General features: G+C 68.1%; 23 protein-coding genes and 1 pseudogene. 11 read left to right on the top strand and 13 right to left on the bottom strand.

Annotated features, from left to right (window positions below):
• Window positions 1-48 precede the first annotated feature (48 nt).
• From VGT00_21615 to VGT00_21590, 6 genes are all read left to right on the top strand, one after another.
• Window positions 49-774, top strand: coding sequence for a MotA/TolQ/ExbB proton channel family protein (locus tag VGT00_21615; protein ID HEV8534029.1), 726 nt, complete (start codon window positions 49-51; stop codon window positions 772-774).
• A gap of 2 nt (window positions 775-776) precedes the next feature.
• The gene (locus VGT00_21610) at window positions 777-1,214 is read left to right on the top strand and encodes a biopolymer transporter ExbD (protein ID HEV8534028.1); all 438 of its coding nucleotides are present in this window, start codon (window positions 777-779) and stop codon (window positions 1,212-1,214) included.
• Between the two features lie 71 nt (window positions 1,215-1,285).
• Entirely contained in the window at window positions 1,286-2,032 is a 747-nt protein-coding gene (locus VGT00_21605) for a TonB family protein (protein HEV8534027.1), read from the top strand.
• Window positions 2,032-3,372, top strand: a complete 1,341-nt coding sequence (tolB, locus tag VGT00_21600; protein HEV8534026.1) for a Tol-Pal system beta propeller repeat protein TolB — start codon at window positions 2,032-2,034, stop codon at window positions 3,370-3,372. The genes VGT00_21605 and tolB overlap by 1 nt, the downstream gene beginning before the upstream one ends.
• 87 nt (window positions 3,373-3,459) lie before the next feature.
• On the top strand, window positions 3,460-4,026 hold the full coding sequence (pal, locus tag VGT00_21595) for a peptidoglycan-associated lipoprotein Pal (protein ID HEV8534025.1): 567 nt from the start codon (window positions 3,460-3,462) through the stop codon (window positions 4,024-4,026).
• 17 nt (window positions 4,027-4,043) lie between these two features.
• Entirely contained in the window at window positions 4,044-4,883 is an 840-nt protein-coding gene (locus VGT00_21590; protein HEV8534024.1) for a tetratricopeptide repeat protein, read from the top strand.
• Window positions 4,884-5,074: 191 nt separating this feature from the next.
• Here the strand turns inward: VGT00_21590 and VGT00_21585 are convergent, their stop codons facing one another.
• Window positions 5,075-5,596: a zf-HC2 domain-containing protein gene (locus tag VGT00_21585; protein HEV8534023.1), complete on the bottom strand. Its 522-nt coding sequence runs from the start codon at window positions 5,594-5,596 to the stop codon at window positions 5,075-5,077.
• A 75-nt stretch (window positions 5,597-5,671) separates the two neighbouring features.
• On the opposite strand from VGT00_21585, the gene VGT00_21580 reads away from it, so the two are divergent.
• Window positions 5,672-6,304 (top strand): alpha/beta fold hydrolase, encoded by a 633-nt coding sequence (locus VGT00_21580; GenBank protein HEV8534022.1) that lies wholly within the window; start codon window positions 5,672-5,674, stop codon window positions 6,302-6,304.
• Here the strand turns inward: VGT00_21580 and VGT00_21575 are convergent, their stop codons facing one another.
• Window positions 6,305-6,916 carry a DUF502 domain-containing protein gene (locus tag VGT00_21575; protein HEV8534021.1) on the bottom strand — a complete coding sequence of 204 codons (612 nt, stop codon included), beginning with the start codon at window positions 6,914-6,916 and terminating at the stop codon, window positions 6,305-6,307. It abuts the gene before it with no gap.
• 9 nt (window positions 6,917-6,925) lie between these two features.
• Between VGT00_21575 and VGT00_21570 the strand changes: the two genes are divergently transcribed.
• Window positions 6,926-7,684, top strand: coding sequence for an SDR family oxidoreductase (locus VGT00_21570; GenBank protein HEV8534020.1), 759 nt, complete (start codon window positions 6,926-6,928; stop codon window positions 7,682-7,684).
• A gap of 138 nt (window positions 7,685-7,822) precedes the next feature.
• Here VGT00_21570 and VGT00_21565 read toward each other — a convergent pair whose 3' ends face one another.
• Genes VGT00_21565 through VGT00_21535 form a run of 7 tightly spaced genes read right to left on the bottom strand, consistent with a single transcriptional unit; the run spans window position 7,823 to window position 15,728 of the window.
• Window positions 7,823-8,497 carry an MBL fold metallo-hydrolase gene (locus tag VGT00_21565; protein HEV8534019.1) on the bottom strand — a complete coding sequence of 225 codons (675 nt, stop codon included), beginning with the start codon at window positions 8,495-8,497 and terminating at the stop codon, window positions 7,823-7,825.
• A gap of 8 nt (window positions 8,498-8,505) precedes the next feature.
• Window positions 8,506-10,275, bottom strand: coding sequence for a DUF4340 domain-containing protein (locus VGT00_21560; GenBank protein ID HEV8534018.1), 1,770 nt, complete (start codon window positions 10,273-10,275; stop codon window positions 8,506-8,508).
• A gap of 9 nt (window positions 10,276-10,284) precedes the next feature.
• Window positions 10,285-11,895 carry a Gldg family protein gene (locus tag VGT00_21555; protein ID HEV8534017.1) on the bottom strand — a complete coding sequence of 537 codons (1,611 nt, stop codon included), beginning with the start codon at window positions 11,893-11,895 and terminating at the stop codon, window positions 10,285-10,287.
• 4 nt (window positions 11,896-11,899) lie between these two features.
• On the bottom strand, window positions 11,900-12,667 hold the full coding sequence (locus VGT00_21550; protein HEV8534016.1) for an ABC transporter permease: 768 nt from the start codon (window positions 12,665-12,667) through the stop codon (window positions 11,900-11,902).
• Window positions 12,667-13,644: an ATP-binding cassette domain-containing protein gene (locus VGT00_21545; protein ID HEV8534015.1), complete on the bottom strand. Its 978-nt coding sequence runs from the start codon at window positions 13,642-13,644 to the stop codon at window positions 12,667-12,669. The genes VGT00_21550 and VGT00_21545 overlap by 1 nt, the downstream gene beginning before the upstream one ends.
• A gap of 49 nt (window positions 13,645-13,693) precedes the next feature.
• Window positions 13,694-15,340 carry a formate--tetrahydrofolate ligase gene (locus VGT00_21540; protein HEV8534014.1) on the bottom strand — a complete coding sequence of 549 codons (1,647 nt, stop codon included), beginning with the start codon at window positions 15,338-15,340 and terminating at the stop codon, window positions 13,694-13,696.
• The gene (locus VGT00_21535; protein HEV8534013.1) at window positions 15,312-15,728 is read right to left on the bottom strand and encodes a thioesterase family protein; all 417 of its coding nucleotides are present in this window, start codon (window positions 15,726-15,728) and stop codon (window positions 15,312-15,314) included. Before VGT00_21535 ends, VGT00_21540 begins: the two co-directional genes overlap by 29 nt.
• 287 nt (window positions 15,729-16,015) lie before the next feature.
• On the opposite strand from VGT00_21535, the gene VGT00_21530 reads away from it, so the two are divergent.
• Window positions 16,016-18,274 carry a fused MFS/spermidine synthase gene (locus VGT00_21530; protein ID HEV8534012.1) on the top strand — a complete coding sequence of 753 codons (2,259 nt, stop codon included), beginning with the start codon at window positions 16,016-16,018 and terminating at the stop codon, window positions 18,272-18,274.
• A 207-nt stretch (window positions 18,275-18,481) separates the two neighbouring features.
• Here VGT00_21530 and VGT00_21525 read toward each other — a convergent pair whose 3' ends face one another.
• The 3 genes from VGT00_21525 to VGT00_21515 all read right to left on the bottom strand — a co-directional run bounded on the left by VGT00_21525 (window position 18,482) and on the right by VGT00_21515 (window position 21,266).
• Window positions 18,482-19,462, bottom strand: a complete 981-nt coding sequence (locus tag VGT00_21525; GenBank protein ID HEV8534011.1) for an ATP-binding protein — start codon at window positions 19,460-19,462, stop codon at window positions 18,482-18,484.
• A 4-nt stretch (window positions 19,463-19,466) separates the two neighbouring features.
• Window positions 19,467-19,994: a bifunctional nuclease family protein gene (locus VGT00_21520; GenBank protein HEV8534010.1), complete on the bottom strand. Its 528-nt coding sequence runs from the start codon at window positions 19,992-19,994 to the stop codon at window positions 19,467-19,469.
• 66 nt (window positions 19,995-20,060) lie between these two features.
• A complete protein-coding gene (locus VGT00_21515) occupies window positions 20,061-21,266 on the bottom strand; it encodes an MFS transporter (protein HEV8534009.1) in 1,206 nt (401 codons plus the stop codon).
• Between the two features lie 149 nt (window positions 21,267-21,415).
• Between VGT00_21515 and VGT00_21510 the strand changes: the two genes are divergently transcribed.
• A complete protein-coding gene (locus tag VGT00_21510; GenBank protein ID HEV8534008.1) occupies window positions 21,416-22,273 on the top strand; it encodes a hypothetical protein in 858 nt (285 codons plus the stop codon).
• 171 nt (window positions 22,274-22,444) lie between these two features.
• Window positions 22,445-22,715, top strand: a pseudogene (locus VGT00_21505) (hypothetical protein).
• An 86-nt stretch (window positions 22,716-22,801) separates the two neighbouring features.
• On the opposite strand, the gene VGT00_21500 reads toward VGT00_21505, so the two are convergent.
• A partial coding sequence (locus VGT00_21500; GenBank protein ID HEV8534007.1) for a DUF1841 family protein occupies window positions 22,802-23,169 on the bottom strand: 368 nt, incomplete at its 5' end.

Below are 23,169 nucleotides of genomic sequence, written 5' to 3'. Positions count from 1 at the left end.
ATCGAGGGTGCGTCGACGCCTCACTCACCGTCCACAAAGGAGCCCCGATTGCCAGGTACCGCGGGCCTGTCCACCAGCGTCCTCGACCCGATCCTCTCGTCCGGTCCTCTCGCGCGCTTCGTCCTCGGCGTCCTGCTCTTCTTCTCGGTCATCTGCTGGGCGCTCATCGTCGAGAAGTTCTGGGAGTTCCGCGCGATCAAGCGCGAGTCGCGGGCCTTCACGAAGGCCTTTCGCGAGAGCCGCCGCTTCTCGCTGCTCTACACGGCCGCGAAGCGCTTCCGGTGGAGCCCCCTGGCCGCGCTCTACACGGCGGCCGGCCATGAGCTGGCCAGCGTGTACGGCGGGGTGGAGGCGGTGGATGCGGCCCTCGAAGAGGGCGAGGGGTTGCCACGCGAGACGCTGGAGGCCGTCCATCGGGCGATGCGACGGGTGAGCGACGCGGAAGTGGGACGCATGGAGCGCTATCTGCCCTTTCTCGCCACCACGGCGAGCGCGGCGCCCTTCATCGGTCTCTTCGGCACCGTCGTGGGCATCATGAACTCCTTCCACAACATCGGCCAGCAGGGCTCCGCCAACCTCGCCGTGGTCGCCCCGGGCATTTCCGAGGCGTTGATCGCGACGGCGGCGGGCCTCGGCGCGGCCATCCCGGCCGTCATGGCGTATAACTTCTTCGTCAATCGGAGCAAGCGCTGGGCCACGGAGATGGACGGCTTCATGCTCGAGCTCCTGAACGTCCTGGCCAGGCCCACGCCGCAGAAGGCCGTCACGCGCTAGCGATGGCTTTCAACCTCGACAACGGCGAGAGCGAGGGCGGACGGCGGCGGGTCGGCCGGAGCCTCGGCGAGATCAACATCATCCCGCTCGTGGACGTGGTCCTCGTCCTCCTGCTGATCTTCATGCTCACGGCGCCCCTCATGTATCGGGGCATCGACGTCAACCTGCCCAAGACCGCGGGCAAGCCGACGGTGACCGAGGAACGGATGGAGCTGACCCTGACCAGGGAGCAGCAGGTCTACCTGAACGGCAAGCCCCTGCCCATGGGCTCCCTCGAGCAGGCGCTGCGCGACGTCTTCAGGACCCGCACGGACAAGACGCTCTACCTCAAGGCCGACCAGGCGCTGCAGTATGGCTTCGTGATCGAGACCATGGACAAGGTCCGCCGCTCCGGCATCGAGAAGCTCGGCATGGTCACCGAGCCCGCGCCGAGGTCGTGAGCGCGGTGAGCGTGGCCCAGGGCTTGCCGATGGGCTCTCCCTTCGGATCCGCACGCTGGCGAGTGACGCCAATGCGGGAAAGGCCGCGGCTGCCCGCCTCTGCCCTCCTGGTCTCGGTCATCGCCCATGCCGCCCTCGTCGGGCTCCTCGTGGCGCTCTCGTTCTGGGGTCCTTCCTGGCAGACCACACGAGTGCAGGTGGTCAATCTCGTCCCCGCCATCGCCGCCGTCGGCAATCCGGCGGGCAGCGCCGCCGCTCAGCTGCCCACCCGCGCGCTTCCCAAGCCCGCCGCGCGCTCCGTGGAGCCCGAGCCGGAGCCGCGGGCGCGTGAGGCGCCCAAGGCCGCCGAGCCCGCGCTTCCCGCGCGGGCGGTGAACCCCCGGGTGGGCGACCGAGAGCTGCCGACGATGACCACGGACCGTCGGCCGCGGGTCGTGGGTGACTCGGCATCACGGCCTCAGCCGGCCACCGCCCTCGGCCAGGCGACCGGATCGACAGCCGGGGTCGGCTCGCTCACCATCGACGTCACCGACTTCCCGCACGCCTGGTACCTGCGGCAGGTCCTGGCCAAGGTGCAGGCGCGCTGGCAGGACCAGAAGCGCACGAGCGAGCCCGATCAGAAGCCGCTCGTCTGGGTCGAGATCAATCGGGACGGCAGCATTGCCGCACCCAGGATCGAGCGAAGCTCCGGCAATGCCTTCTACGATCAGGCCGCTCTGCGCGCCATCGTCGAGGCGAGTCCCTTCCCGCAGCTGCCGGCGGACTGGACCAAGCCGTCGCTCCGCATCCTCTTCAACTTCGAGCTGAGGCGCGGCTGATGCGGCGACCGCCCGCGCATGCGCTGTCCGCGCTGGCATGCTTCGTGGTGACCCTGACCCTGGCCGTGGCCTTGGTGGCCCCGCCGTCCGCCCGCTCGCAGAGCGCGGACGTGCTGCTCAACGTCATCGCCAGCGGAACCGCCAAGAAGCTCAATATCGCCATCCCTGACTTCGCCCTGGTGGGCGGCGCCGATCCGCAGAGCTGGGCCAGGCGTCTCGCCGAGATCACCGGGGGCGATCTCACCTTCTCGGCGCTGTTCAGCGTCGCCTCGGGGCAGCCGCCCTTGCCGACGGTGGCGGAGAGCCTCAGGCCCAGGCTTCAGGAGTTTGCGGCGGCGGGAGCGCACGCGGCCCTCCAGGGCAGCTTGAGCGTGCGGAGCGACCGGCTCGAAGGCGAGATGCGGCTCTACGATCTGACCTCGCCCGAGTTCCGCCTCATCGGCACCAAGAAGATCCAGGTCCACCCGACCGAGCCCCGCCGGCTCGCCCACAAGATCGCCGACGAGGTCGTGCTCCTCGTCACCGGCGAGGCCGGGGCCGCCGACACCAAGATCGCGTATACGAGCACGCGCTCGGGCGTCAAGGAGCTCTGGGTCATGGACTACGACGGCCAGGGCGCCACCGCCGTCACCGCCAATCGGTCCATCAACATGTCGCCGAACTGGAATCCGGACGCGCGCTCGCTCGCCTTCACGTCGTACATGAACGGCTACCCGTTCCTCTATCGTCTCTTCCCCTTCGAGCGGCGTCCCGTGCAGCTCCTCTCGGGTCACATGGGTCTGAACACGTCGCCCTCGTGGAGCCCGGACGGCCGGCTGGTGGCCATGACCCTCTCGAAGGACGGCAACCCGGAAATCTACCTGCTCAATGTCCAGACGGGCGCCTTCCGCCGGCTGACCACCCATACGGCGATCGACACCGAGCCCACGTGGTCGCCCACGGGGCGCGAGCTCGCCTTCGTGTCCGATCGGTCGGGGGCGGCCCAGCTCTACGTGATGGACGATCAGGGCACCAATATCCGGCGCATCACCTCGAGCGGCTTCAATACCCAGCCGCGCTGGTCTCCCAAGGGCGACACCATCGTGTTCACCTCGCGCCAGGGCAATCACGACATCTGGGCCGTGAGCCCGGACGGCTCGAATCTCCGCCGCCTGACGGCCGGGCCCGGAGACAATGAGAGCGCCGCGTGGGCCCCCAATGGCCGGCACCTGGCATTCCATTCGAACCGTCTCGGGGGGGCCCAGGTCTTCACCATGCTGGCCGACGGGTCGGAGCAGCAAGTCGTCACGGGGGGACCGGGACAGTCATCGAGTCCGGCGTGGTCGCCGCGTCTCCCGTGATCGATGAGTCTTCCGTGATCCGTGATAGGATTGAACCGTTTTTCAAAAGAGAGTTCACCAAAAGCTTGCCAAGGAGGAAGTGACGCTATGGTGCAACGACGCGGTCCCGCGTTCTTGGTGGTGCCACTGCTCCTTCTCACTCTCTTTCTGGCGGGATGTCCGAAGCGGCCCGCCCAGACCAGCGCAGTAGCCCCGGCTCCCACCGCACCGGCGGCCGCTCCGGCCGCGCCGGCGCCGACCCCGGCCCCACTCACGGCGACTCCGCCCGCCCCGGCTCCGGCGGCCCCAGCGCCGAGGCCATCCGAGTTCGCGCTGAACCCCAATCTCAAGACCATCTACTTCGACTTCGACAAGTACGATATCCGATCCAATGACGCCAAGGTGCTCGACGGCAATGCGGCGTGGCTCAAGTCCAATGGCGACAACCTGCTCTTGATCGAGGGGCACTGCGACGAGCGGGGCACCAATGAGTACAACCTGGCCCTCGGTGAGAAGCGCGCCAAGGCGGCCATGAACTACCTCGTGGCGCAGGGTATCCAGGCGAGCCGGATGACCATCATCTCCTACGGCAAGGAGCGCCCGACTTGCACGGAGAAGACCGAGGATTGCTGGGCCAAGAACCGGCGCGACATGTTCCTGACGAAGGGCAAGTAAACCCGGACGGGCAACGCGTGTATCGACGCATCAGGCCAGCGGGGAGCCTCGGGCTCCCCGCTGTTGTTTTCTGGGCGCTTCTGCTCTCGGGCTGCGCCACGGGCGACGAGTCCGTGCAGCACGATCTGGCGCAGCTGCGCCAGGATCTCAGTGCCGTCAACCTGGCCGTGCACCGAAGCAAAGGCGAGACGGAGACGGCGGTGGGCCAGCTCGATCGGCGCACCCGCGAGCAGGCCGCCGAGAACACCAAGCAGCTGCAGACGCTCTCGGCGAGGCTCGACAGCCTCACGGCCGAGCTCAACAGCCTTTCCGCGCGCCTCGATGAGCTCGCTCAGCGACTGGACAATCCTTCCCGGCCGGGGGGCGGCGGATCCCCGCCCCGCCCGGGCCCGCCGCCCGTGCCATCCCCGTCCGGGGGCGGGCGATCGAGCGGCGGACCGAGCTCGGAGGAAAGCTACAAGGCGGCCTATCTCGATTTCTCCAAGGGCAACTACTCGCTGGCCATCGCGAGCTTCCGTGAGTTTGTCCGGCGATTCCCCGATGCCCCGCAGGCCGACAGCGCCCAGTACTGGATCGGCGAGTCCTATGTCGCCTCGGCGCATGCCGCGGCCACCCAGGGGCAGGCCGACAAGGCGAGGGAGGCCCTGCAGCAGGCGGTTCAGGAGTATCGAAGGGTCTTCGTGAACTATCCGCGGGGCACGCAGGTGCCGACGGCGCTCTACAAAGAGGCGCTGGCCCTCGAGGAGCTCAAGCAGGTGAAGCTGGCCCAGGCCCGGTTGCAGTACCTGGTGGACAACTTCCCGCAGTCGCAGGAGGCGCCCCTGGCCCGCGAGCGCCTGAAGAGCCTAGCCGAGTAGGAATCTGTCCAAGTAGTTCCCGTGTCCTCGCGAGCAAGAGTGTTCCGCTTCGAGCGCCAGCTTCGCCGGCGCACTTCTCAGATCGCTCGCCTCGGACGGTGGGGCCCCAGCCCCCCGACGTCCTGCGACTCGCACGACGTCGGAGGGAGGCTTCGGAAGGGGGGCGGAGCCCCCCTCCGAGCATAGCCGCCTCACGGGGCATCACCCTCGGGGTCATAGCTCTGGCTGGAGCCGAAGACCCAGATGACCGTGACGCCTTCCTTCCGATTCGAGTAGACCATCACGCTGCGATCCGCGTCCTCGGTGGTCACATCCTGCACGGTGACCGAGGAGGCGAAGGCGGCATCGTCGGCGGGCCAGAGGGAGAAGCCCACGATCAGGACGGCCAGGAGGGCGCTGCCAAAGGCAAGCCGTGGATGGCCCCAGACGGGCTTCCAGAAGGGCAGCCACCACGATTCGTGGATGGGCTTGGGCTCTTCTCGCAGGATGCGAGCATGGACGGCTGGCCAGAAGTCCGCCCACGCGGGCTCTGCCGGCGCCGTGGCGGCCTGACGGACCATGGCCTTGAGCTTCACCATCCTGTCCAGGGTAGCCCGGCACTCGGCGCAGCGTCCCAGATGAGCCGCCACGATGCGGGCCGCCTGGCCCTCGAGGGCGCCGTCAGCGCGACGCTCGACTCGAGGCCGGACCCACAGACACAAGAAACTTCGCATGATCGGCAGTATACCTCTCCCGTTTGGACGGCAGCCAGCCTTGCATATTCCCCTGCCCAGCCATAAGGTCGGGGCGTGGAAACCCCTGTGGTCGTGGAGGTTCCGGGCGGCCCCGTGCTGGAGGGCCGGCTGGCCCTCCCTGATTCAGGAGCTGCCGGCCTCGTCCTCTGCCACCCACACCCGCTTTACGGCGGCGACATGGACAATCCGGTGATCACCAGGGCGGTCGAGGTCGCCCTGGCCCTGGGAGTGAGCACCCTACGCTTCAATTTCCGCGGGGTGGGTAGCTCGAGCGGCGCCCACGACGAGGGCAGAGGCGAGCAAGAGGACTGCCGAGCCGCCCTCGCCTCGCTCCGCAGCCGTCTCGCACCAGGGGGCCCCGTGGGTCTCCTCGGCTATTCCTTTGGTGCCTGGATAGCCGCGCAGGTGGGGAGCGGCCGCACCGACCTGGCGGGGCTCGCGCTCGTGGCCCCTCCCCTCGCCATGTATAGCTTCGACGGCCTGCCCCAGGGTCGCCCCCTCCTGCTCGTGGCGGGCAGCCGTGATCCCTACTGCCCCGTCGAGGACCTCGTGAAGCTTGCCGAGCGCCTGGACACGGAGCCCCGGATCATCGACGGCGCGGAGCACTTCTTCTTCGGCAAGCTCTTCCCTCTGGGCACGGCCATCGAGGGCTGGCTACGCGAATGGGGGCCAGGCCGGACGGCCTGATCACATCCGGTCGCGGGGCAGTCGCGACGGGGTGGCCGTGCCGGCGGAGAGGATGATGCGGATGCCCTCCTCGACGGTGAGCCCCGTGGTGATGATCTCCTCCCGCGGGAGCACGATCACATCGCCCAGGTAGAGGTTGTTGGTCGGCACGAAGACGGTGGCCATCTCGCGCTTGCCGTCCGGCGTCTCCACGAGAAGCTCAGAGGTGACGAAGCCGAAGACGAACTCGCCCTTGCGCGGATGCTCGGCGAGGACGACCGCCTTGAAGGCCTGACGCTTCTCCGGCGAGAAGGCCTCGAGCAGCTGCTTGATGGACGGATAGATATTGCGGAAGATGGGCACTCGGATGAAGAGGAGCTCGATGCGGGCCAAAATGCGCCGGCCCACGACATTGGTGGCCACCGTGCCCATGAAGAGGATGAGGAGCACCGCGGTCAGGAAGCCCAAGCCGGGGACGCGCTGGCCGAAGAGGCGCTCGTAGCCCGGTGAGAAGAACTTGTCGATGGCGTCCCAGAACACGTACAGAAGCCAGGCGGTGGCCACGGCGGGGACGGTGACGAAGAAACCAGTGATGAAGCGTACCTTGATCCAGTTGCGGAGCGTACCGGACATGGTCAATTCATGACACCACACGGGTCAAGGCATGTCAATAAAACGGCCCGCAAAGTCGCGCTGGTCACGGGCGGCGCCATCCGCCTCGGCCGCGCCATCGCGCTCGAGCTGGCGCGCGGAGGCTTCGACGTCGCCATCAACTACCATCGCTCGGCGGCCGCGGCCCGTCAGACCGTCGCCGACCTCGAGAAGCTACGCGCGCGCGCCGTGCGCATCCGGGCCGACGTGGCGAAGCCGACGGAGGCGCGGCGCCTCGTGGGCGAGACGGTGCGCCGGCTCGGCCGGCTCGACCTCCTGGTCAACAATGCGGGCATATTCCGCCGGACACCGTGGGATACGGTGACCCCGGCCGATTTCGATCGCTTCATCGCGATCAACGTGAAGGGCGCCTTCTTCTGTTCCCAGGCGGCGGCGCGCGCCATGGGCCGGCGCGGGGGCCGCATCATCAATCTGGCCGACGTGGGCGGGCGCCGGGCCTGGGCCGGCTATATCCCCTATGGCATCTCCAAGGCGGGCGTGATCATGCTCACCCGCGGCCTCGCCGTGGCCCTGGCCCCGCGCATCCAAGTCAATGCGGTGGCCCCGGGCGCGGTGCTCCTCCCGGACGGTCTCCCCTCAGAGACCCAGGAGCGGCTCCGGGCCAAGATCCCCATGGGGCGGTTCGGGGATCCCGCGGATGTGGCGGCGGCCGTCCGCTTTTTCGCCACCTGCCCCGACTACATCACCGGCCAAGTCCTGTACGTCGACGGCGGCGCCACCGCGGTCTAGCAGTCCGTTTCGGTAGTCTCCATGCTCTCGCGAGCAGGAATGTTCCATTTCGAGCGCCGACTTCGCCGGCGCGGTTCTCAGATTGCTGCGTCGGGGGGAGGCTTCGGAAGGGGGCGGAGCCCCACTCCGAACTACAGGCTACCGCCCCATCACCCGGAGGAATTCCGTCATTGAGGAGAAGCGCATCATGGGATTGTGGCGCTTCTCGTCGCCGATGGTGGTGACGGTGCCGCCATAGTTGTGGCCGGGGAAGACGACCGTCTCGTCGGGAAGGGCGCCCAGCCGCCGGGTCAGCGAGGTGTACATCTCCTGGGGATCGCTGCCGGGCAGATCGGTGCGGCCGCACGAGCGGATGAAGAGGGTGTCGCCGGAGATCAGACGCCCGTCCACGAGGAAGCACTGCGAACCCGGGGTGTGGCCCGGGGTGTGGACGAAGGTGATCTTCATGCGGCCCACGTCGAGCGTCTCGCCCCCCTCGACCTTGACCAGATCCGAGCCGAATCCCTTGAGGAATTCCCGCTCCGCCGCATGGACGTAGACCTTGGCGGCGGCCTTGCCCAGGAGATCCGCGATGCCCGGAATGTCGTGGCCGAAGAGATGGCCGCCCACATGGTCCTGATGCGTGTGGGTGACCAGAACGCCCTTGAGCCGCATGTCGTCGGAGGCGATCTGGTCCACGATCGCGTCGATCTCCCACGCCGGATCCACGGCCACGCACTCCCGCGTCTCCGGGTCCCCCACCAGGTAGACGAAGTTCTGCATGGGGCCGAGCTCCATTTGCCTGAGGTAGAGCGACGGTGAGCGAGCGGTCATGAGCCTTCCTAGCCCGGGATGTCGGTCGGGGCCTTGCGGATGTCGTCGAGCGCCGTGGTGTCCACCACGTACACGCCGGGCGCGGACTTGCTCTGGACATAGGCGACCTTGTCCTCGGTACGCCCGATGGCGAGCTTGGCCATCTCGCTGCCGTCGCCCTTGAGCACGGTCACTTCCACCTCGGGCTTGTCGAGGCCGAACTTCTGTGCCTGGGAGGCATCCGGCGCCGCGATGTCCTTCCAGCGCAGCGCGCGGAGGGCCAGCAACAGACTCGTGACCTTGAATTCCTTGGCACTACCCTTGCCGCCTTCCACGATCCGCCACGCGTCCTCGCCACGCTTCTCGACCACCAGCCGCTTGTCGCCCGCGACCACGCGGACGCGCTTGACCTCCTTCATGTCGAAGGAGGCGACGACCGTCTTGTCGCGCAGGTCGGCGGACGTCTTCTCGAGGTCGGTCACGGCCTTGGACTCGACCATCACCACCGGTCCCTGCCCCGCTGTGGCGGCCACGCCCGTCGACTCACCCGCCTTGAGATCTTTCGACAGGGCGAGCAGGAAGGTGCGCGGCTCCTTGGCCCCTTCCTCCCAGAGCCGGACGGTGACGGCGGGCTTGCCCAGATAGCGGGGGATGCCGGAGGCGGATTCGTCGAGGAAGCCCGAGGCGCGCAGATCGCGCAGGCGCCACAAGAGCGCATTGACCACGCTCGTATCGGCGGTGAGCGACTCGGGCGCGGTGATCTTCCAGGAGATGCCATCGCGCTCGAGGGTGACCTTGCCCCGGCCATGGTCGAGCTCGACGCGGCTCACCTTGTCATAGGCATAGGCGAAGACGATCTTGTCGCGAGCGGCGGCCACCGTCCGGGGCAGCTTGTCCCAGACCTCTTCGCCGGTCAGCAGCACTTCCGGCTCGCCCTGCCGCACGACATAGACGCCCTTCTTCGCCTTGTCCACCTTGCCGAAGAGCAGGGTCTTCGACGTGCGGTCCTTGTCCTTGCCGAGCCAGATGGTGATGCTCGAGGGCTTGTCGAGGCCATAGGGTCCGAGCGAGCTGGGCTGGCCCACGAACTCCCTGACCTTGGCGGCCGCGAGCTTGTCGAGGGCCTCCGCGACCACATCGGCGTCGGCGGGATAGGGCCCGGGCCTGGCGATCTTCCACTTGCCGCCTTCGAGGGCCTCGAGGGTCATCTTGGAGCCCTCGAGATCCAGATCAACCGTGGTCACGTTCTTGCGGTCGAAGGCAAGCACCGTCTTGTCCCTGAAGTCGGAGACGGGACGCGCGGTGTCGCGGAACACCGATTCCCCCAGGGCGACCACGGCGGGCTTGCTGCCTTCGCGGGCATAGACCCAGACACCGGTCGGGTTCTTGCCGCCCACGGCGAGCGTGAGCGGCGCCTTGCCATCCTTGACCTCGAGGGTGACCTCGGCCGCGGGCGGCTCGAGCCCGAAGTCCGAGAGCTTGGCGGGATTGGGGTCGATCTCGCGGTCGGCGCGCAGGGTGGCCAGGCTCGTCACCACCTCGTCCACGGCACCCCGGTCACCTCGCGCCTTCACGGGCTCGAGCATGTCCCAGCCGTCAGCCGACCGCTTGAGACGTATGGTCTCGCCCTTGCGTTTGATGGTGACCGTCTCCACATCCTTGGGTTCTACTTTCCACAGACGGCCCTTGGCGCCTTCGACCTTTTCCCGCTTCGGGATCAGCCAGTAGTTGTCCACCACGAGGAAACCGCCGAGACCCACAGCGATGACGGCCAGGATGACCAGGGTCTTCCAGCTCATGATCGGGAGCTACTTCTGGCGACGGCGGTGCACGACGACGAAGATGCCGCAGACCATCACCGCGCCGGGCAGCACGAGGAGGGACAGCCACAGCACGGCCTGGGACTGCGCTTCGCTGATGAAGATGGGGTTCTGTCGCGCATCCCGGGGCCGCACCGCGACCTGGTCCGCCTCGTCGGCCAGCCACGAGACGACGTTCATGAAGAAATCGCGGTTTCCCTGAGCGCCCAGGAACTGGTTGCTGGCGAGGTTCGAGGTTCCCACCACGACGATGCGCGCCTTGGACGGCGTCTTGTCCTCGCCCTTGGCGCCCTCGCCCTTGCCGCCTTCGTCCTTGGCGCCTTCGCCCTTGGCGGCGGCGCCCGGTAGCACGTCGAGGGTGACCACGGCCGCGACGGGGACGGGACCCGGCGTGTCGTTGGGATCCGGCTTGACCTCACCACGCTGAAGGGCGACGCGGTCCGTCTCGCCCCAGGACTGCGGGCTCGACCGCGCGAGCACCTGCGGCGCGACGCCCCTGACCTGGGCCTTCGACAGCTGGACCGAGCGGGTGATCGGGAAGAGCGTCATCACGCCGCCCAGGTCCTTGGTGATCGGGTGCGGCTCGTACTGGTTGATCACGGGGACCTCGGGCCCCACGCCGAAGAGACGGCCGATGGGGCTGAGCTCGATGACCACGTCGTTGCCGAGGGTGATCCCGTACTTGGTCAGGTACTTGGCGAGCCCCTCGGCCTGGAACGGATCGGCCATGAAAAAGATCTTGCCCCCCCTGGAGAGATAGGCGTCGAGAGCCTCGAGCTCCTGGGGGAAGAGGTCCGTGCGCGGCCCCGCGATGATCACCACGGAGGCGTCGGCGGGGACCTTGGGATCGCGCGCCAGCACAAGGTCCTTGAGCTCGTAGTTGGCCTTCTCCAGCTCGTCCTTGGCGCGGCTCATGCCCGGACGCTCGGTATTGCCGGTCTCGCGCTCGCCATGTCCCTTGAGCATGTAGACGACGCGCTTGCCCGAGCGCGTGACCTTGACGAGGGCATTGGTGAGCCGCTCCTCGTCGGCCTCGAGCACCTTCTCGGACTTCTCGCCGCTCTGGAGCACCAGGGTGCCATAGCTCTCGACGCCGAGTCGCTTGGCCAGTCCCGGCGCCCGGTCCGGATCATCCATGCGATAGGTGAGCTTGCCCTTGGAGGCTCCGGCGTATTGCTTCAGCAGGTCCTCGGCGACGCGCTTGCCGGGCTGATCCGATCGGAAGAAGGCGATGACCTCGACAGGGGCCTTGAGCCCCTGGAGGATCTTGACCGTCTGGGAGGAAAGGCTGTGGCGCTTGTTCTCGGTCAGGTCCCACCGTGCGCTGTAGCGGACCGAGACGGCATTGGCCATGACCACGATGCCCAGGGCCAGCACGACCAGGAGAGCCGCGCTCGCGCCATAGCGCGTGCCCCGACGGCCCAGGAACGAGGCGCCCTCGCGCCAGTTCGCGGCGCCGGTGGCGATGAAGAGCACTCCCGCGGCGATCATGAGAGCCCAGCGTAGCCTGATCAGCCACGGCACGAAGAGGGCCAGGGCGGCCGCGGCGAGCAGAAATCCCACGGTGGCCGACATGCCCCAGCGCTTGAGCAGGCTCACCGGCCTATCCTCGCCACCGCTGCGAGTCCAGCGAGCGCAGGGCCAGGAAGAGCGCGAACCCGATCACCGACAGGTAGTACACGATGTCCTTGGTCTCGAGGACGCCCTTGGCGAAGCTATCCATGTGCTCGATGATGCCGGCCTGCTGGACGACGGTACGGAGGGTGCCCTGGGTCGTGTCCGAGAACCAGCCGAGCAGCCAGAGTCCGAGGAGGGCCCCGAAGGTGCCGAAGCCCGCCACGATCTGGTTCTCCGTCGTGGACGACACGAAGAGCCCCACCGAGAGGAAAGCGGCCCCGATGAGGAGAAGCCCCAGGTAGCCAGTGGCGACCGCGCCCCATTCCAGCCGCGTGAACCAGGCCACGGTCACCGGGTAGAAGAGGGTGAGGGCCAGGATGAGCATGTAGAGGACGAGGGCGGCGAGAAACTTGCCCAGCAGGATTTCTCCGTCCCGCAGCGGATAGGTCAGGAGGAGCTCCATGTTGCCCGCCCGCCGCTCCTCGGCGATGAGGCGCATGGTCACCATCGGGATGAAGAAGAGCAGGACCACGGCCATGTTGTAGATGAGCGGCCGGAGGATGCTCTCGGTGGCGTTCAGGTTCCCGCCAAACTGCGGCTGCATGGCCGCCCGCATCGACAGCTCGGCGAAGCCCCGGAAGGCGGGCACGAAGAAAAAGGCCGTCACGAAGAGGAAGAAGGTGGCCACGGCATAGGCCACGGGGGAGCCGAAGTAGAGCCGCATCTCCTTCTTGAAGACGGGCAGCCACCCCATCACCGTGTCTCCTCGACCACGGCTTCCTCGATCTGGGGCGCGTGCTCCTCCCCGGCGACGACGCGGATGAACACCTCCTCGAGGGAGAGGCCCGTCTGATGCAGCTCGAGCAGCCCCCAGCCCCGCCCCGTCACCAGGCGGACCAGCTCGCCGCGCACGTCCCGCTCTCGCGGGGACTCGATCAGGAACCGCGCGGCGCCGTCGCGCGCGTCGAGCGCCTCGACCCCGGTGACTCCAGGCAGCCCCTTGAGGGCGGCGATCACGGCCTCGGCGGGGCCGACCACCTGCACCTCGAGCCGCGCGGCGGGAAAGACCTGCTGCACCAGCTCCGCCTGCGTCCCCTGGGCGACGATGCGCCCGCGATTGATGATGATGACGCTGTCGCAGACCATGGAGACTTCCGGCAGGATATGCGTCGACAGGATCACCGTGTGCTGGCCGCCCAGCGACTTGATGAGGGCGCGGATCTCGGCGATCTGTCGCGGGTCGAGGCCGATGGTCGGCTCGTCGAGAATCAGGACCTCGGGGTCGCCCAGGAGCGCCTGAGCGAGGCCGACCCGCTGGCGATAGCCCTTGGAGAGCTTGCCGATGAGCCGGTGCTGCATGTCCGTGACGAAGCAGCGCTCCATCACGTCGGCGACCTTGGCCCGGCGCACGCCGCGCGCGACGCCTTTGGCCTCGGCGACGAAGTCGAGGTAGGCGGCGACGGGCAGGTCCGCGTAGAGGGGAGCGTTCTCCGGGAGATAGCCGATGCGGCGGCGCACCTCGAGAGACTGGGTGAAGACGTCGAAGCCGGCGACCTGGGCCGTGCCGCCCGAGGCCGGCATGAAACATGAGAGGATTCTCATCGTGGTCGACTTGCCCGCGCCGTTCGGCCCGAGAAAGCCCACGATCTGGCCCTTGCCGACGGTGAAGGAGACGTCCTGGATGGCCGTGACCGGCCCATAGCTTTTTGTCAGATGGTCGACCTGAATCATAGACGGGGCCCGCGACGCTCCCGGACCGTCGAAAAGTATAGCACAGCGTTCAGAAGAGGCCCGTGATGCTGCCGTCGGGCGCGACGTCCACGCCTTCGGCGTTCGGCTTGCGCGGCAGGCCGGGCATGGTCGTGATGTCGCCGGCCAGCGCCACCAGAAAGCCCGCCCCCGCCGAGATCCGCAGGTCGTTGATCGTGATCATGAAGCCCCGGGGCCGGTTGAGCAGCGTCGGGTCATCGGAGAGCGACCGCTGCGTCTTGGCCACGCAGACGGGCAGCTTGTCGTAGCCCAGCGCTTCGGCCTGGGCGATCTGGCGATCCACCTTCTTCGGGTATTCGACGCCGTCGGCGCCGTAGATCTGCGTGGCGATGGTCTCGAGCTTGGCCTTGATGGGGGCGTCCAGCGGATAGAGCGGCGTGAAGGCCGAGCGCTCGGAGGCCAGGAGCTTGAGCAGGCCTCTGGCCAGGTCTTCCCCGCCCTCGCCGCCGCGGCCGAACACGTCCGCGACATAGGCGGGGACGCCGAGCCGCTGGCAGAAGTTCAGCACTGTCTGGTGTTCGCGGTCGGTATCGGTGGGGTAGCGGTTGAGCCCGATCAGCACGGGCACCTTGAACTGCCGCACGGAGGCGACATGGGCGTCGAGATTGTCCAGCCCGCGCGCGAGGGCCTCGACGTTTTCCTTGCCCAGGTCCGCTATGGGGACGCCGCCGTGATACTTGAGCGCGCGCGTCGTCGCCACGATCATGGCGCCGTCGGGAACCAGGCCGGCCAGCCGGCACTTGATGTCGAAGAACTTCTCCGCCCCGAGATCGGTGGCGAAGCCCGCCTCGGTGAGGCAGATGTCCCCGAGCTTGAGGGCCAGGCGCGTGGCCACCACCGAGTTGCAGCCGTGCGCGATGTTGGCGAACGGCCCGCCGTGCACGAGGGCGGGCGTTCCCTCCATGGTCTGCACGAGGTTCGGGTGCACGGCGTCCCGCAGGAGGGCGGCCATGGCGCCGGTGACCTTGAGCTCGTCCGCCAGCACGGCGGAGCCGTCGGCCCGGAGGGCGACGAGCATGCGGCCCAGGCGCGTCCGGAGATCGGCAAGGTCCTCGGCCAGACACAAGGCCGCCATGATCTCCGAGGCCGAGGTGATGAGGAAGCCCGCCTCGCGCGGCACGCCGTCCATGCGGCCGCCCAGCCCCACGATCACCTGACGGAGGGCGCGGTCATTGACGTCGAGCACGCGCTTCCACAGCACCTGGCGCACGTCGATGCCCAGGGCATTGCCGTGGTGGAGGTGATTGTCGAGGGCCGCGGCCAGGAGGTTGTGGGCGGAGGTGATGGCGTGGAAGTCGCCCGTGAAATGGAGATTGATCTCCTCCATGGGCACGACCTGCGCGCGCCCCCCGCCCGTGCCGCCGCCCTTCATGCCGAGGGTCGGGCCGATGGATGGCTCGCGCAGCGCGACGACCGGCTTGGCGCCGATCCGCCAGAGGGCCTGGCCCAGGCCGATGGTCATGGTGGTCTTGCCGTCGCCGGCCGGCGTGGGCGTGATCGCGGAGACGACCACGAGCTTGCCGTCGGGCCGGCCGCGGCGGGCCGGCAACGCGGACAGCAAGACCTTGGCCTTGGTGCGGCCATAGGGCATCCACTCCTCGTCGGCGAGCCCGAGCTCGCGGGCGATGTCAGCGATCGATCGGATCGAGGTCGGCATCCGGCATGATCTCCTTGAGCCAGTCGGGAATGGCGATCATCCTGGCCGTGGCGGGATCCCAGCAGGCATGGCGCGTGTGCCCCGTGGCCACGAGCTCACGCGCCTCGTTCTTGATCTCGTAGAAGAACGTGAAGCTCGCGCGCTTGCGCTCGCCCACGCGCGATGTCACTTCCAGCAGGTCGTCGAGCCGGGCCGGCTTGACATAGCGGACGAGCGCCTCCACCACCGGCATGTGGATGCGCTTGTTCACCTGAGACATGGGCAGCCCTCGCTCGCGCAGGTACTCGACCCGGGCGACCTCGAAGTAGGTCAGGTAGTTGCCGTAGTAGACGACCGACATGGTGTCGGTGTCCTTGTAGCGGACGCGAATGCTGGTGACCGACGGCATCGATCGGCCATCGTATCATTGATGCGCGGCCCGATGCACAGACCCTGTGGCGCCGACGTTGACCACGGCCTCCCGTCATCTAGCCTGGATTATTCGCGAGACAACGCCACCCTCACCCAACCCTCTCCCTCTCCGAGGGAGAGGGATTCATTTTTATCCCTCTCCCCCATCGGGGGAGAGGGCCGCAGTTCGAGCTGAAGGGCGAAGCCCTGAGGCGACGGCTGAGTAGATAAGAGGGCGGCCAGGAAGCGGTACATGCGTTCGTGAATAATTCGCGCTAGAGTCACGTGAGCCCTCACGCGATGCGCGCGCTCTTCACGCTCACCGTCTTCCTGAGCTCCTTTCTCCTCTTCCTCGTCCAGCCTCTCGTGGGCAAGATGGTGCTGCCGACCTTCGGCTGGGCGCCCCCGGTGTGGACGGCGTCCCTGGTCTTCTTCCAGACCACCCTCCTCCTCGGCTACGCCTATGCCCACGTGTCGGCGGCGAGGCTCTCCCTGGGGCGACAGGTCGCCCTGCACGTGAGCCTGCTCCTCGTGGCCCTCGCGGCCCTGCCCTTCGGCGCCAGCAATGCCGGCTTCACCCGCATCCAGGCCCTCGCGGCCGTGGAGGCGGCTCCGCCCGCGCTCCTGGTCATGGGCGCCCTCGCGGCGCTGGTGGGCCTCCCCTTCCTGGCGATCTCGGGCAGCACCCCGCTCCTGCAACGCTGGTACATCACGGGCCAGGATCCGGCGACCGCGCGGCCGTATGTCCTCTACAGCGTGAGCAACCTCGCCTCGCTCTGCGCGCTCCTCGCCTACCCGTTCCTGCTCGAGCCGCGCCTCCGGCTCGCCGAGCAGAGCTGGATCTGGGCCGGCGGCTATGCCGCGCTCTGCGCGCTCGTGATCGGCTGCGGCGTCTCTGTCTTCCGGTCCCATCGGCGATCGCGTGGCTCGTCACCGCGGGAGACCTTCGCGGAGGTGGCGGCCGCGCCCGATCTGGCCGCCGCACCCATCGTCATCGACCCTCCCGACGGCCGTCGCGTGCTGCGCTGGCTTGCGCTCGCCGCGGTACCCTCGAGCCTGCTCCTGGGGGTCACGAGCTACCTCACGACCAATGTCGCGCCCATCCCGCTGCTGTGGGTGGTGCCCCTCGCCCTCTATCTGCTGAGCTTCGTCCTGGCCTTCTCGCCGCGCCGGCTTGTGCCCACGCCATCGCTCTCGCGGCTCCTTCCCCTCCTCCTCGTGCCCGTGGCGCTGCTCCTCGTCCTCGAGCAGCCCCAGCCCGAGTTCGCGGCGCTCCATCTGGCTGCCTTCTTCCTCGCCGCCTGGATGTGCCACGCTTACCTGTACGACCAGAGACCCGAGCCCGCGCGGCTGACCGTCTTCTATCTCTGGGTGACCACGGGTGGGGTCATCGGGGGCGTGCTCGCCGGGCTCATCGCCCCCATCGTCTTCAATACGCTCCTCGAGTATCCGCTGGCCCTGGCCGCCGCCGGCGCCCTCATGGTGCCGCGCCATCCGGAAACGCGCGCGGGCCACTCGGATCTCCTCTACGGCATCGCCATCGGCGTCGTCACCTTCGCGCTCATCGCTCTCGCGCGCGATGTCCTGGGTCTCGATGCGGGCCCGGTCAGAACGGCGGCCACGGTGGGGATCCCGGTGCTGCTCTGCTTCCTCGCCTCGGACAGGCCGGCACGGTTCGCGCTCTCGCTTGGCGCGCTCTTCCTCGTCTCGGCCTGGGCGGAGCCCCAGCTTGCCGGGAAGCTCGCCCTCACGGAGCGGAGCTTCTTTGCCGTCCATCGGGTCATGCTCACGGACCACGGCCGGTTCCGTCGGCTCCTCCACGGCACCACGGTGCACGGGATGCAGGACACCCAGAATCCGGACCGGCCGCTGACCTACTACCATCCGACCGGCCCCCTGGGCCAGGTCTTCGCGGCGCTCGCGGCCCGCGGGAATGCGCCCCGCGTGGCCGCCGTCGGCCTGGGCGTGGGATCTCTCGCCGCCTATGGTCAGCCTGGCCAGCGGGTGACCTTCTTCGAGATCGATCCGGCCGTGCGGCGCATCGCGAACGATCCGCGGCTCTTCACCTTCCTCTCGAACAGCCGGGGAGAGGTAGACATCGTCCTGGGCGACGCGCGCCTGACCCTCGCGCGTCAGCCCGACGGCGCCTTCAGTCTCATCGTGCTCGATGCCTTCAGCTCGGATTCGATCCCGCTCCACCTCCTCACGCGGGAGGCCATGGCCGGCTACGTCGCGAAGCTGGCGCCGGGCGGCATCCTCGCCTATCACATCTCCAATCGCTACCTCACGCTCGAGCCAGTGGTGGCAGCGGCCGCCGCGGACCTCGGTCTCGGGGCCTGGATACAGGAGAATGATCCGACGGCTGAGGAGCGGGCACAGGGCAAGGCGACGTCGACATGGATGATAGTGGCCCGCGACAGCCGAGACGTGGCGACGCTGATCGCTCCGCCGTCGCGCTGGCGATCATCGAGGCCTCTGGCGGGCTCGCGCGCGTGGACCGACGACTTTTCCAACGTCATCGGCGCCTTCAGATTCGAGCGTTAGCCTGGGCTATTCGCGAGACAACGCCACCCTGATCTACTCAGCCCTCGCCTCAGGGCTGCGCCCTTCAGCTCGAACTGCGGCCCTCTCCCTCGGAGAGGGAGAGGGATTCATTTTGATCCCTCGCCCCCGGAGGGGGAGAGGGCAGGGTGAGGGGGAGGCCCGGATGCGGTACCCGCGCTCGTGAATAGTTCGGGTTAGCCGCCTGCCTCAGAGGTACTGGCCGTAGCGGATTTTTTCGACCATCTCCCGGATGCGACGGTAAGCGTCGATCTGCTGCAGGATATCGTGCGTGGTCACGAGACCCGGGTCCTGCCCCTGCCCGGCCGCGTGCACCTTCTGCTCGAGGGCGCGGCGGGCGATCTCCGAGAGCTCGGCGCCGCTCATCCCGCCCATGGGGGGCAGCACGGAGCGGTAGTCGAGGTCGGCGAAGAGCGGGCGGCCGGCGGCCGCCTCGGTGCGTAGGCGCGTCAGCTCCAGGATTTCCTGCTGGGCGACCCCGTCGGGCAGCGCCACTTCGACGAGGCGGTCGAGGCGCCCGGGGGCCACCAGCGAGGCGTCGACGGAGTCCGTCCGGCTCGTGGAGCCCACCACGATGAGCCGCGAAAAGTCCTCGAGCCCGTCGAGCTTCTCGCAGAGCGCCGCGACCACCCGCGCGCTCGCCTCCCGCGCCTGGGCGGGCGGGAGCAGATGCTCGAGGGAGAGGGCATTGGCCTCGTCGAGGAAGACCACGCCCTTGCCCTGCTCCCGGGCCACCGTGAGGATCTCCGGCAGGAGCTCTCCCGTGGCGGGGCCAAACTTGGAGGTGAGGTTCATGAGCTTCAGATGGTAGAAAACGGCGCCTGTCTCGGTGGCCAGCGCGCGCGCGAGGAGGGACTTGCCGGTGCCGGGTGGCCCGAAGAGCAGCACGCCCTTGGGAGGTGTGATGCCCCACTGACGATAAAGCTCGGGGTCGGTCAGGGCCGTGCCCAGGCTTCGCACGATGCCCTTGGCCTCCCGCAGCCCGCCGATCTGCTCGAAGGTGGTGTCGGGACGCAGGCGCACCTCCACCCGACCGGTCAGATCGCCGAACTTCTCTCCGAGCTTGGCGAAGACGTCTTCGATGCGCCGCTGGATGGCCCACTGCTGGCTGTCCGGTTCGAGCTTCGAGGGGACGGCCCCGCCGCCGCTGCTCGCTTCTTCAGGAGCCATCCGGCTAGATCCGCTGTCCCGGCGGGGCGGGTGGCGTCAGCAGCCGCTCCGACTTGTCGAACACGCGCTCCTCGGCGAAGACGGGCGCCTTCGCGCGGATGGCCAGCGCGATGGCGTCGGAGGGGCGCGAGTCGAGCTGCATCTCTTTGCCGCTGGCATCGAGATAGACGGTGGCGTAGTAGATGTCGTCGCGCAGGTCCGTGATGATCACCTTGGTGACGGTGACCCGGAGCCGACCGAACAGGGTGAGGAAGAGGTCGTGGGTGAGCGGGCGCGGGGGCACGCGATTCTCCAGAGGAACGGCGATGCCGTTCGCCTCGGCGAGCCCGATGGCCATGGCGAATCGCCGACGGTCACGCTTGCCCTGGAGGACGACATGGGGCTGGCCGCTCCCGGGGCTGACGAACAGGCCGACCACGCTCACTTCCTGGGGAGTGGCGGGCGGCGGCTGCGCCCGCGGGACTTCCACGGTGAGAACGACGACAACGAGGATCAGCACTGCGTGTCTCACGACGGCGGCCAGCACGGTCATCGTGATCCTCCAGTCTTCGCGCGCTGCTCGCGCGCCAGAGCAGTATCGGCGGCGGCCCGGAGCAAGTCAACCGGCGACGGGGACGCGCGCGGCGCGCCCCTCGCGGAGCCGGTGGCTCAACACGAAGCCCGCGGTCAGCAGGAGCGTGACCACGCCCCACATCACCGCATAGCCGAACCCATGCGCGACGTACCCGAAGATCATGGAGCCCAGCGTCTGGCCGATGAGCATGACGCCGCTGAAGATGCCCACCGCCCCGCCGCGATGCCGTTCGGGGGTGACGTCCATCAGAAGAGCCGAAAGCGCGGGGTAGAGGAAGCCGTGTCCGCCCCCCGCCAGCAGCCCCGCCAGGACGAGGAAGGGCACGATGGGCACGGCCATGTGCGGTCGCACCTGGAGGGCCAGGAGCGCGAGAATGGCCACGGAGGCGGCCTGGATGAACATGGACGGGATGATGGTGGCTCGGCGGCCTTGCGTGTCGATGAGATTGCCCCCGGCCACGCGCACCCCCATGGCCGCCACCGCGTAGGCCGTGTAGTAGAGCGCGACGCTCCTGACTCCGAGCGATTCGCCAAAGGTCGGCAGGAAGGTGAACATCGCCCCGATCCCCAGCCCGAAGAAGAAGGCGAGGGCCATGTGCACGCGCAGCACGTCCTTGAGCGCTTCGCGGAACATCTCGAAGCCGGGGCCGCGCCCCATGTCCGGCGGATGGATGCCGTGGGTGCGGGCCACGAGGAGGGCGGCCACGCCGCTCAGGAGCACGGCCAGGAGGAAGAGCCAGCGGAATCCCAGATTGTTGACCACGATCTCGCCCGCCACCGGCGCCAGGGCGGTGCCGAGAAAGCCCGAGAGACCGTAGATGCCGAGCGCCCAACCTCGGCGCTCCACGGGCACCAGACCCACGACGTGGACGTAGTTCGCCACGAAGAAGGTCGAGAAGCCGAGGCCCTGGAGCACGCGCAAGAGGGCCAGGACGGGCAGCGACTGCGTGAAGATGAAGGAGGCCGAGGAAACCATCAGGAGCACCACGCCCAGAATCATGAAGGCGCGGCGCCCCACGCGATCGAGCCAGAGTCCGACGACGGGCTGGCAGAGGATGCCGATGGCGCTGTAGGCGCCCTGCACGATGCCGATCTCCGCCTCGGTACCGCCGAGCCGGTGGATGTAGAGCGGGAGCAGGATGAAGCAGTTGAGGCTGGACATGAAGAAGAAGCTGGTGAGCGCGGCCTGGGCGAACGGCCCGCCGAGGAGAAACTCCGAGTCGCGAATCACGAATTGAATTTCGAGCCGAAACGCTCCCGACGAGCCGAACGCGAGGAGAGCGGTGAGGCGAGGGCTGAATATTGCGGCCTGCTTTCTCCACGTCGTAGAATGGCCGCCGTCATGATTCGCGTCGAGTGTAGCACGCGCTCCGCATAGCCTTGGCGCCGGACACCATCGCGCGCGCCTTCGAGCAGGCCCTGCACCTCCACGGCCCCGGCCCCGGCCGCCTCGAGGCGCCGCGGCTGCTTCAGAGCTGGCCGGGCATCGTGCACGGCGGCTGCCTCGTGGCCCTCGTGGATGCCGCCGCCGCGCGTCTCGGGCGGCCGCTCGGGCCGCGCCGGCTCGAAGGCCGACTCACCGCCTCGGTGCCAACCGAATCAGCCCTGGAGATCGCCGCGGATCATGCCGATGGCACGGCCGCTCTCACCATCTCGCAGGGTGGCCACATCCTGACGAGCGGCACCGTGGCCGCTCTCGAGACTGAGCGCCTCGCTGCCCCCTGGTGGGGAGGCACTCAAGGCGTGACGCTGCCGATGTCGGAGGACTGCCTGGCCTGCGGCGCGCGGAATCCCCTCGGGCTCCAGGTGGCGCTCGCCTTCGATGATGAGGGCGTGTGGGCTCGGCTCGAGCCGCGCCGGCCCTGGCGGCTCCATGATGAGCGACTGCACCCCGCGCTCGTCCCCGTGCTGCTCGACGAGGTCGCCTGGTGGCTCGGCGCGCTCGTCATGAAGGAAGGGGGGCTCACGAATCGTCTCGCCATCAGCATCCTCGAGCCCGAGCTACCCGGCGACGCCGCCGTGGTGGCGGCGGGGCGCTTCGACCGCGTCGCGCCCGTGGACCGCAAGCGCACGTTCTGGCGGAGCGAGCTCGCGCTCGGGACCTCGGCCGGCAAGGTCCTCGCCACCGCGTCCATCATCTTCCGCGGTGGCGCCGAGTACTCTACGAGCCAGATGCCCTACTTCCGCTCACGCGCGCCCGTCGATACCTTCCGCCGCATGTTCCCGAACTATCTCTGATTCGGCGGACCTCCACGCGCCGGGCTGCCTTCAGCGACGACTACGGCGTGCTCTTCCGTCATCCACCACGGCTGTCCTAGTACGGATCGTTGCACCGAGCCTCGAGACATCGACCCGAGTCCGCTTTGACCGCGCCGCCGGCAGAGGGACGGAACTCGATCCCGACAAGCTGTGACCTCGCATGCGACACCGCGCTTCTGGGCGGCGTATCGCGAGCTTCCACCTGAGATCAGGGAAGCCGCTCGGAAGGCGTATCAGCTGTTCCGCGAGAACGCTCGGTACCCAAGCCTTCAGTTCAAGAAGGTTCACGATCGCGATCCTATCTACTCCGTTCGCGTGACCCTGGGATACCGCGCTCCTTGGGCTTCTGGACGATAACGAGATCAATTGGTTCTGGATCGGCACGCACGCTGGGTACGACCGTCTCCTCGAAAACCTGTAGCTGCGTGCCCGTCGGCCCAACGGTCAGGCTGAGCGGCCGGCGCCGAGCTGGCCAGCTAGAGCCTGTTGTTGGACGGCCGCTTGCGCTCAAGATTGCTCACCGTAACCCGTACGCCACGCAGCCGCCGTCAGGTGCTGCAGCTCGCGCGAATAGGCCTCAGGATTGTGAATTCGCTTTGACTTCACGATGTCGAATATTTCCGCTGCCACGACGGAGCCGATCGCGTGTAACGCTTCGTGGCGTCGAAGCCCGTCGGCCATCAATCGATTCATCGCATCGGTGGCGGCTGGATGGCGCTCGGCGAGCTGGGTTTCTACAACGACGTGAATGGCCGCATGCAACTGAGGACTTCCGGTGTCGTGCTTAGCGCTCTGGTGGAACCGCCGTACGGCGGCAAGACGGTTTGCTTCCGTCGTAGCCAGCCATTCAACTGGGTCAGGTGCGACCTCTGGGT

This window comes from Candidatus Methylomirabilota bacterium, assembly GCA_036002485.1.
GTDB lineage: Bacteria > Methylomirabilota > Methylomirabilia > Rokubacteriales > CSP1-6 > AR37.
Note: the sequence above shows the minus strand (reverse complement) of the source record. Positions and strands in the feature narration are given on the sequence as shown.

What these genes read in the sequence shown, in the direction of transcription:
- VGT00_21540 (HEV8534014.1), bottom strand. Translation starts at nt 15,340, where the DNA reads ATGCCGACCTCGATCCGATCGATCGCTGACATCGCCCGCGAGCTCGGG.
- VGT00_21585 (HEV8534023.1), bottom strand. Translation starts at nt 5,596, where the DNA reads ATGCGAAGTTTCTTGTGTCTGTGGGTCCGGCCTCGAGTCGAGCGTCGC.
- VGT00_21550 (HEV8534016.1), bottom strand. Translation starts at nt 12,667, where the DNA reads ATGGGGTGGCTGCCCGTCTTCAAGAAGGAGATGCGGCTCTACTTCGGC.
- VGT00_21605 (HEV8534027.1), top strand. Translation starts at nt 1,286, where the DNA reads ATGCGGGAAAGGCCGCGGCTGCCCGCCTCTGCCCTCCTGGTCTCGGTC.
- pal (HEV8534025.1), top strand. Translation starts at nt 3,460, where the DNA reads ATGGTGCAACGACGCGGTCCCGCGTTCTTGGTGGTGCCACTGCTCCTT.
- tolB (HEV8534026.1), top strand. Translation starts at nt 2,032, where the DNA reads ATGCGGCGACCGCCCGCGCATGCGCTGTCCGCGCTGGCATGCTTCGTG.
- VGT00_21560 (HEV8534018.1), bottom strand. Translation starts at nt 10,275, where the DNA reads ATGAGCTGGAAGACCCTGGTCATCCTGGCCGTCATCGCTGTGGGTCTC.
- VGT00_21570 (HEV8534020.1), top strand. Translation starts at nt 6,926, where the DNA reads ATGACACCACACGGGTCAAGGCATGTCAATAAAACGGCCCGCAAAGTC.
- VGT00_21520 (HEV8534010.1), bottom strand. Translation starts at nt 19,994, where the DNA reads ATGACCGTGCTGGCCGCCGTCGTGAGACACGCAGTGCTGATCCTCGTT.
- VGT00_21565 (HEV8534019.1), bottom strand. Translation starts at nt 8,497, where the DNA reads ATGACCGCTCGCTCACCGTCGCTCTACCTCAGGCAAATGGAGCTCGGC.
- VGT00_21535 (HEV8534013.1), bottom strand. Translation starts at nt 15,728, where the DNA reads ATGCCGTCGGTCACCAGCATTCGCGTCCGCTACAAGGACACCGACACC.
- VGT00_21575 (HEV8534021.1), bottom strand. Translation starts at nt 6,916, where the DNA reads ATGTCCGGTACGCTCCGCAACTGGATCAAGGTACGCTTCATCACTGGT.
- VGT00_21525 (HEV8534011.1), bottom strand. Translation starts at nt 19,462, where the DNA reads ATGGCTCCTGAAGAAGCGAGCAGCGGCGGCGGGGCCGTCCCCTCGAAG.
- VGT00_21610 (HEV8534028.1), top strand. Translation starts at nt 777, where the DNA reads ATGGCTTTCAACCTCGACAACGGCGAGAGCGAGGGCGGACGGCGGCGG.
- VGT00_21545 (HEV8534015.1), bottom strand. Translation starts at nt 13,644, where the DNA reads ATGATTCAGGTCGACCATCTGACAAAAAGCTATGGGCCGGTCACGGCC.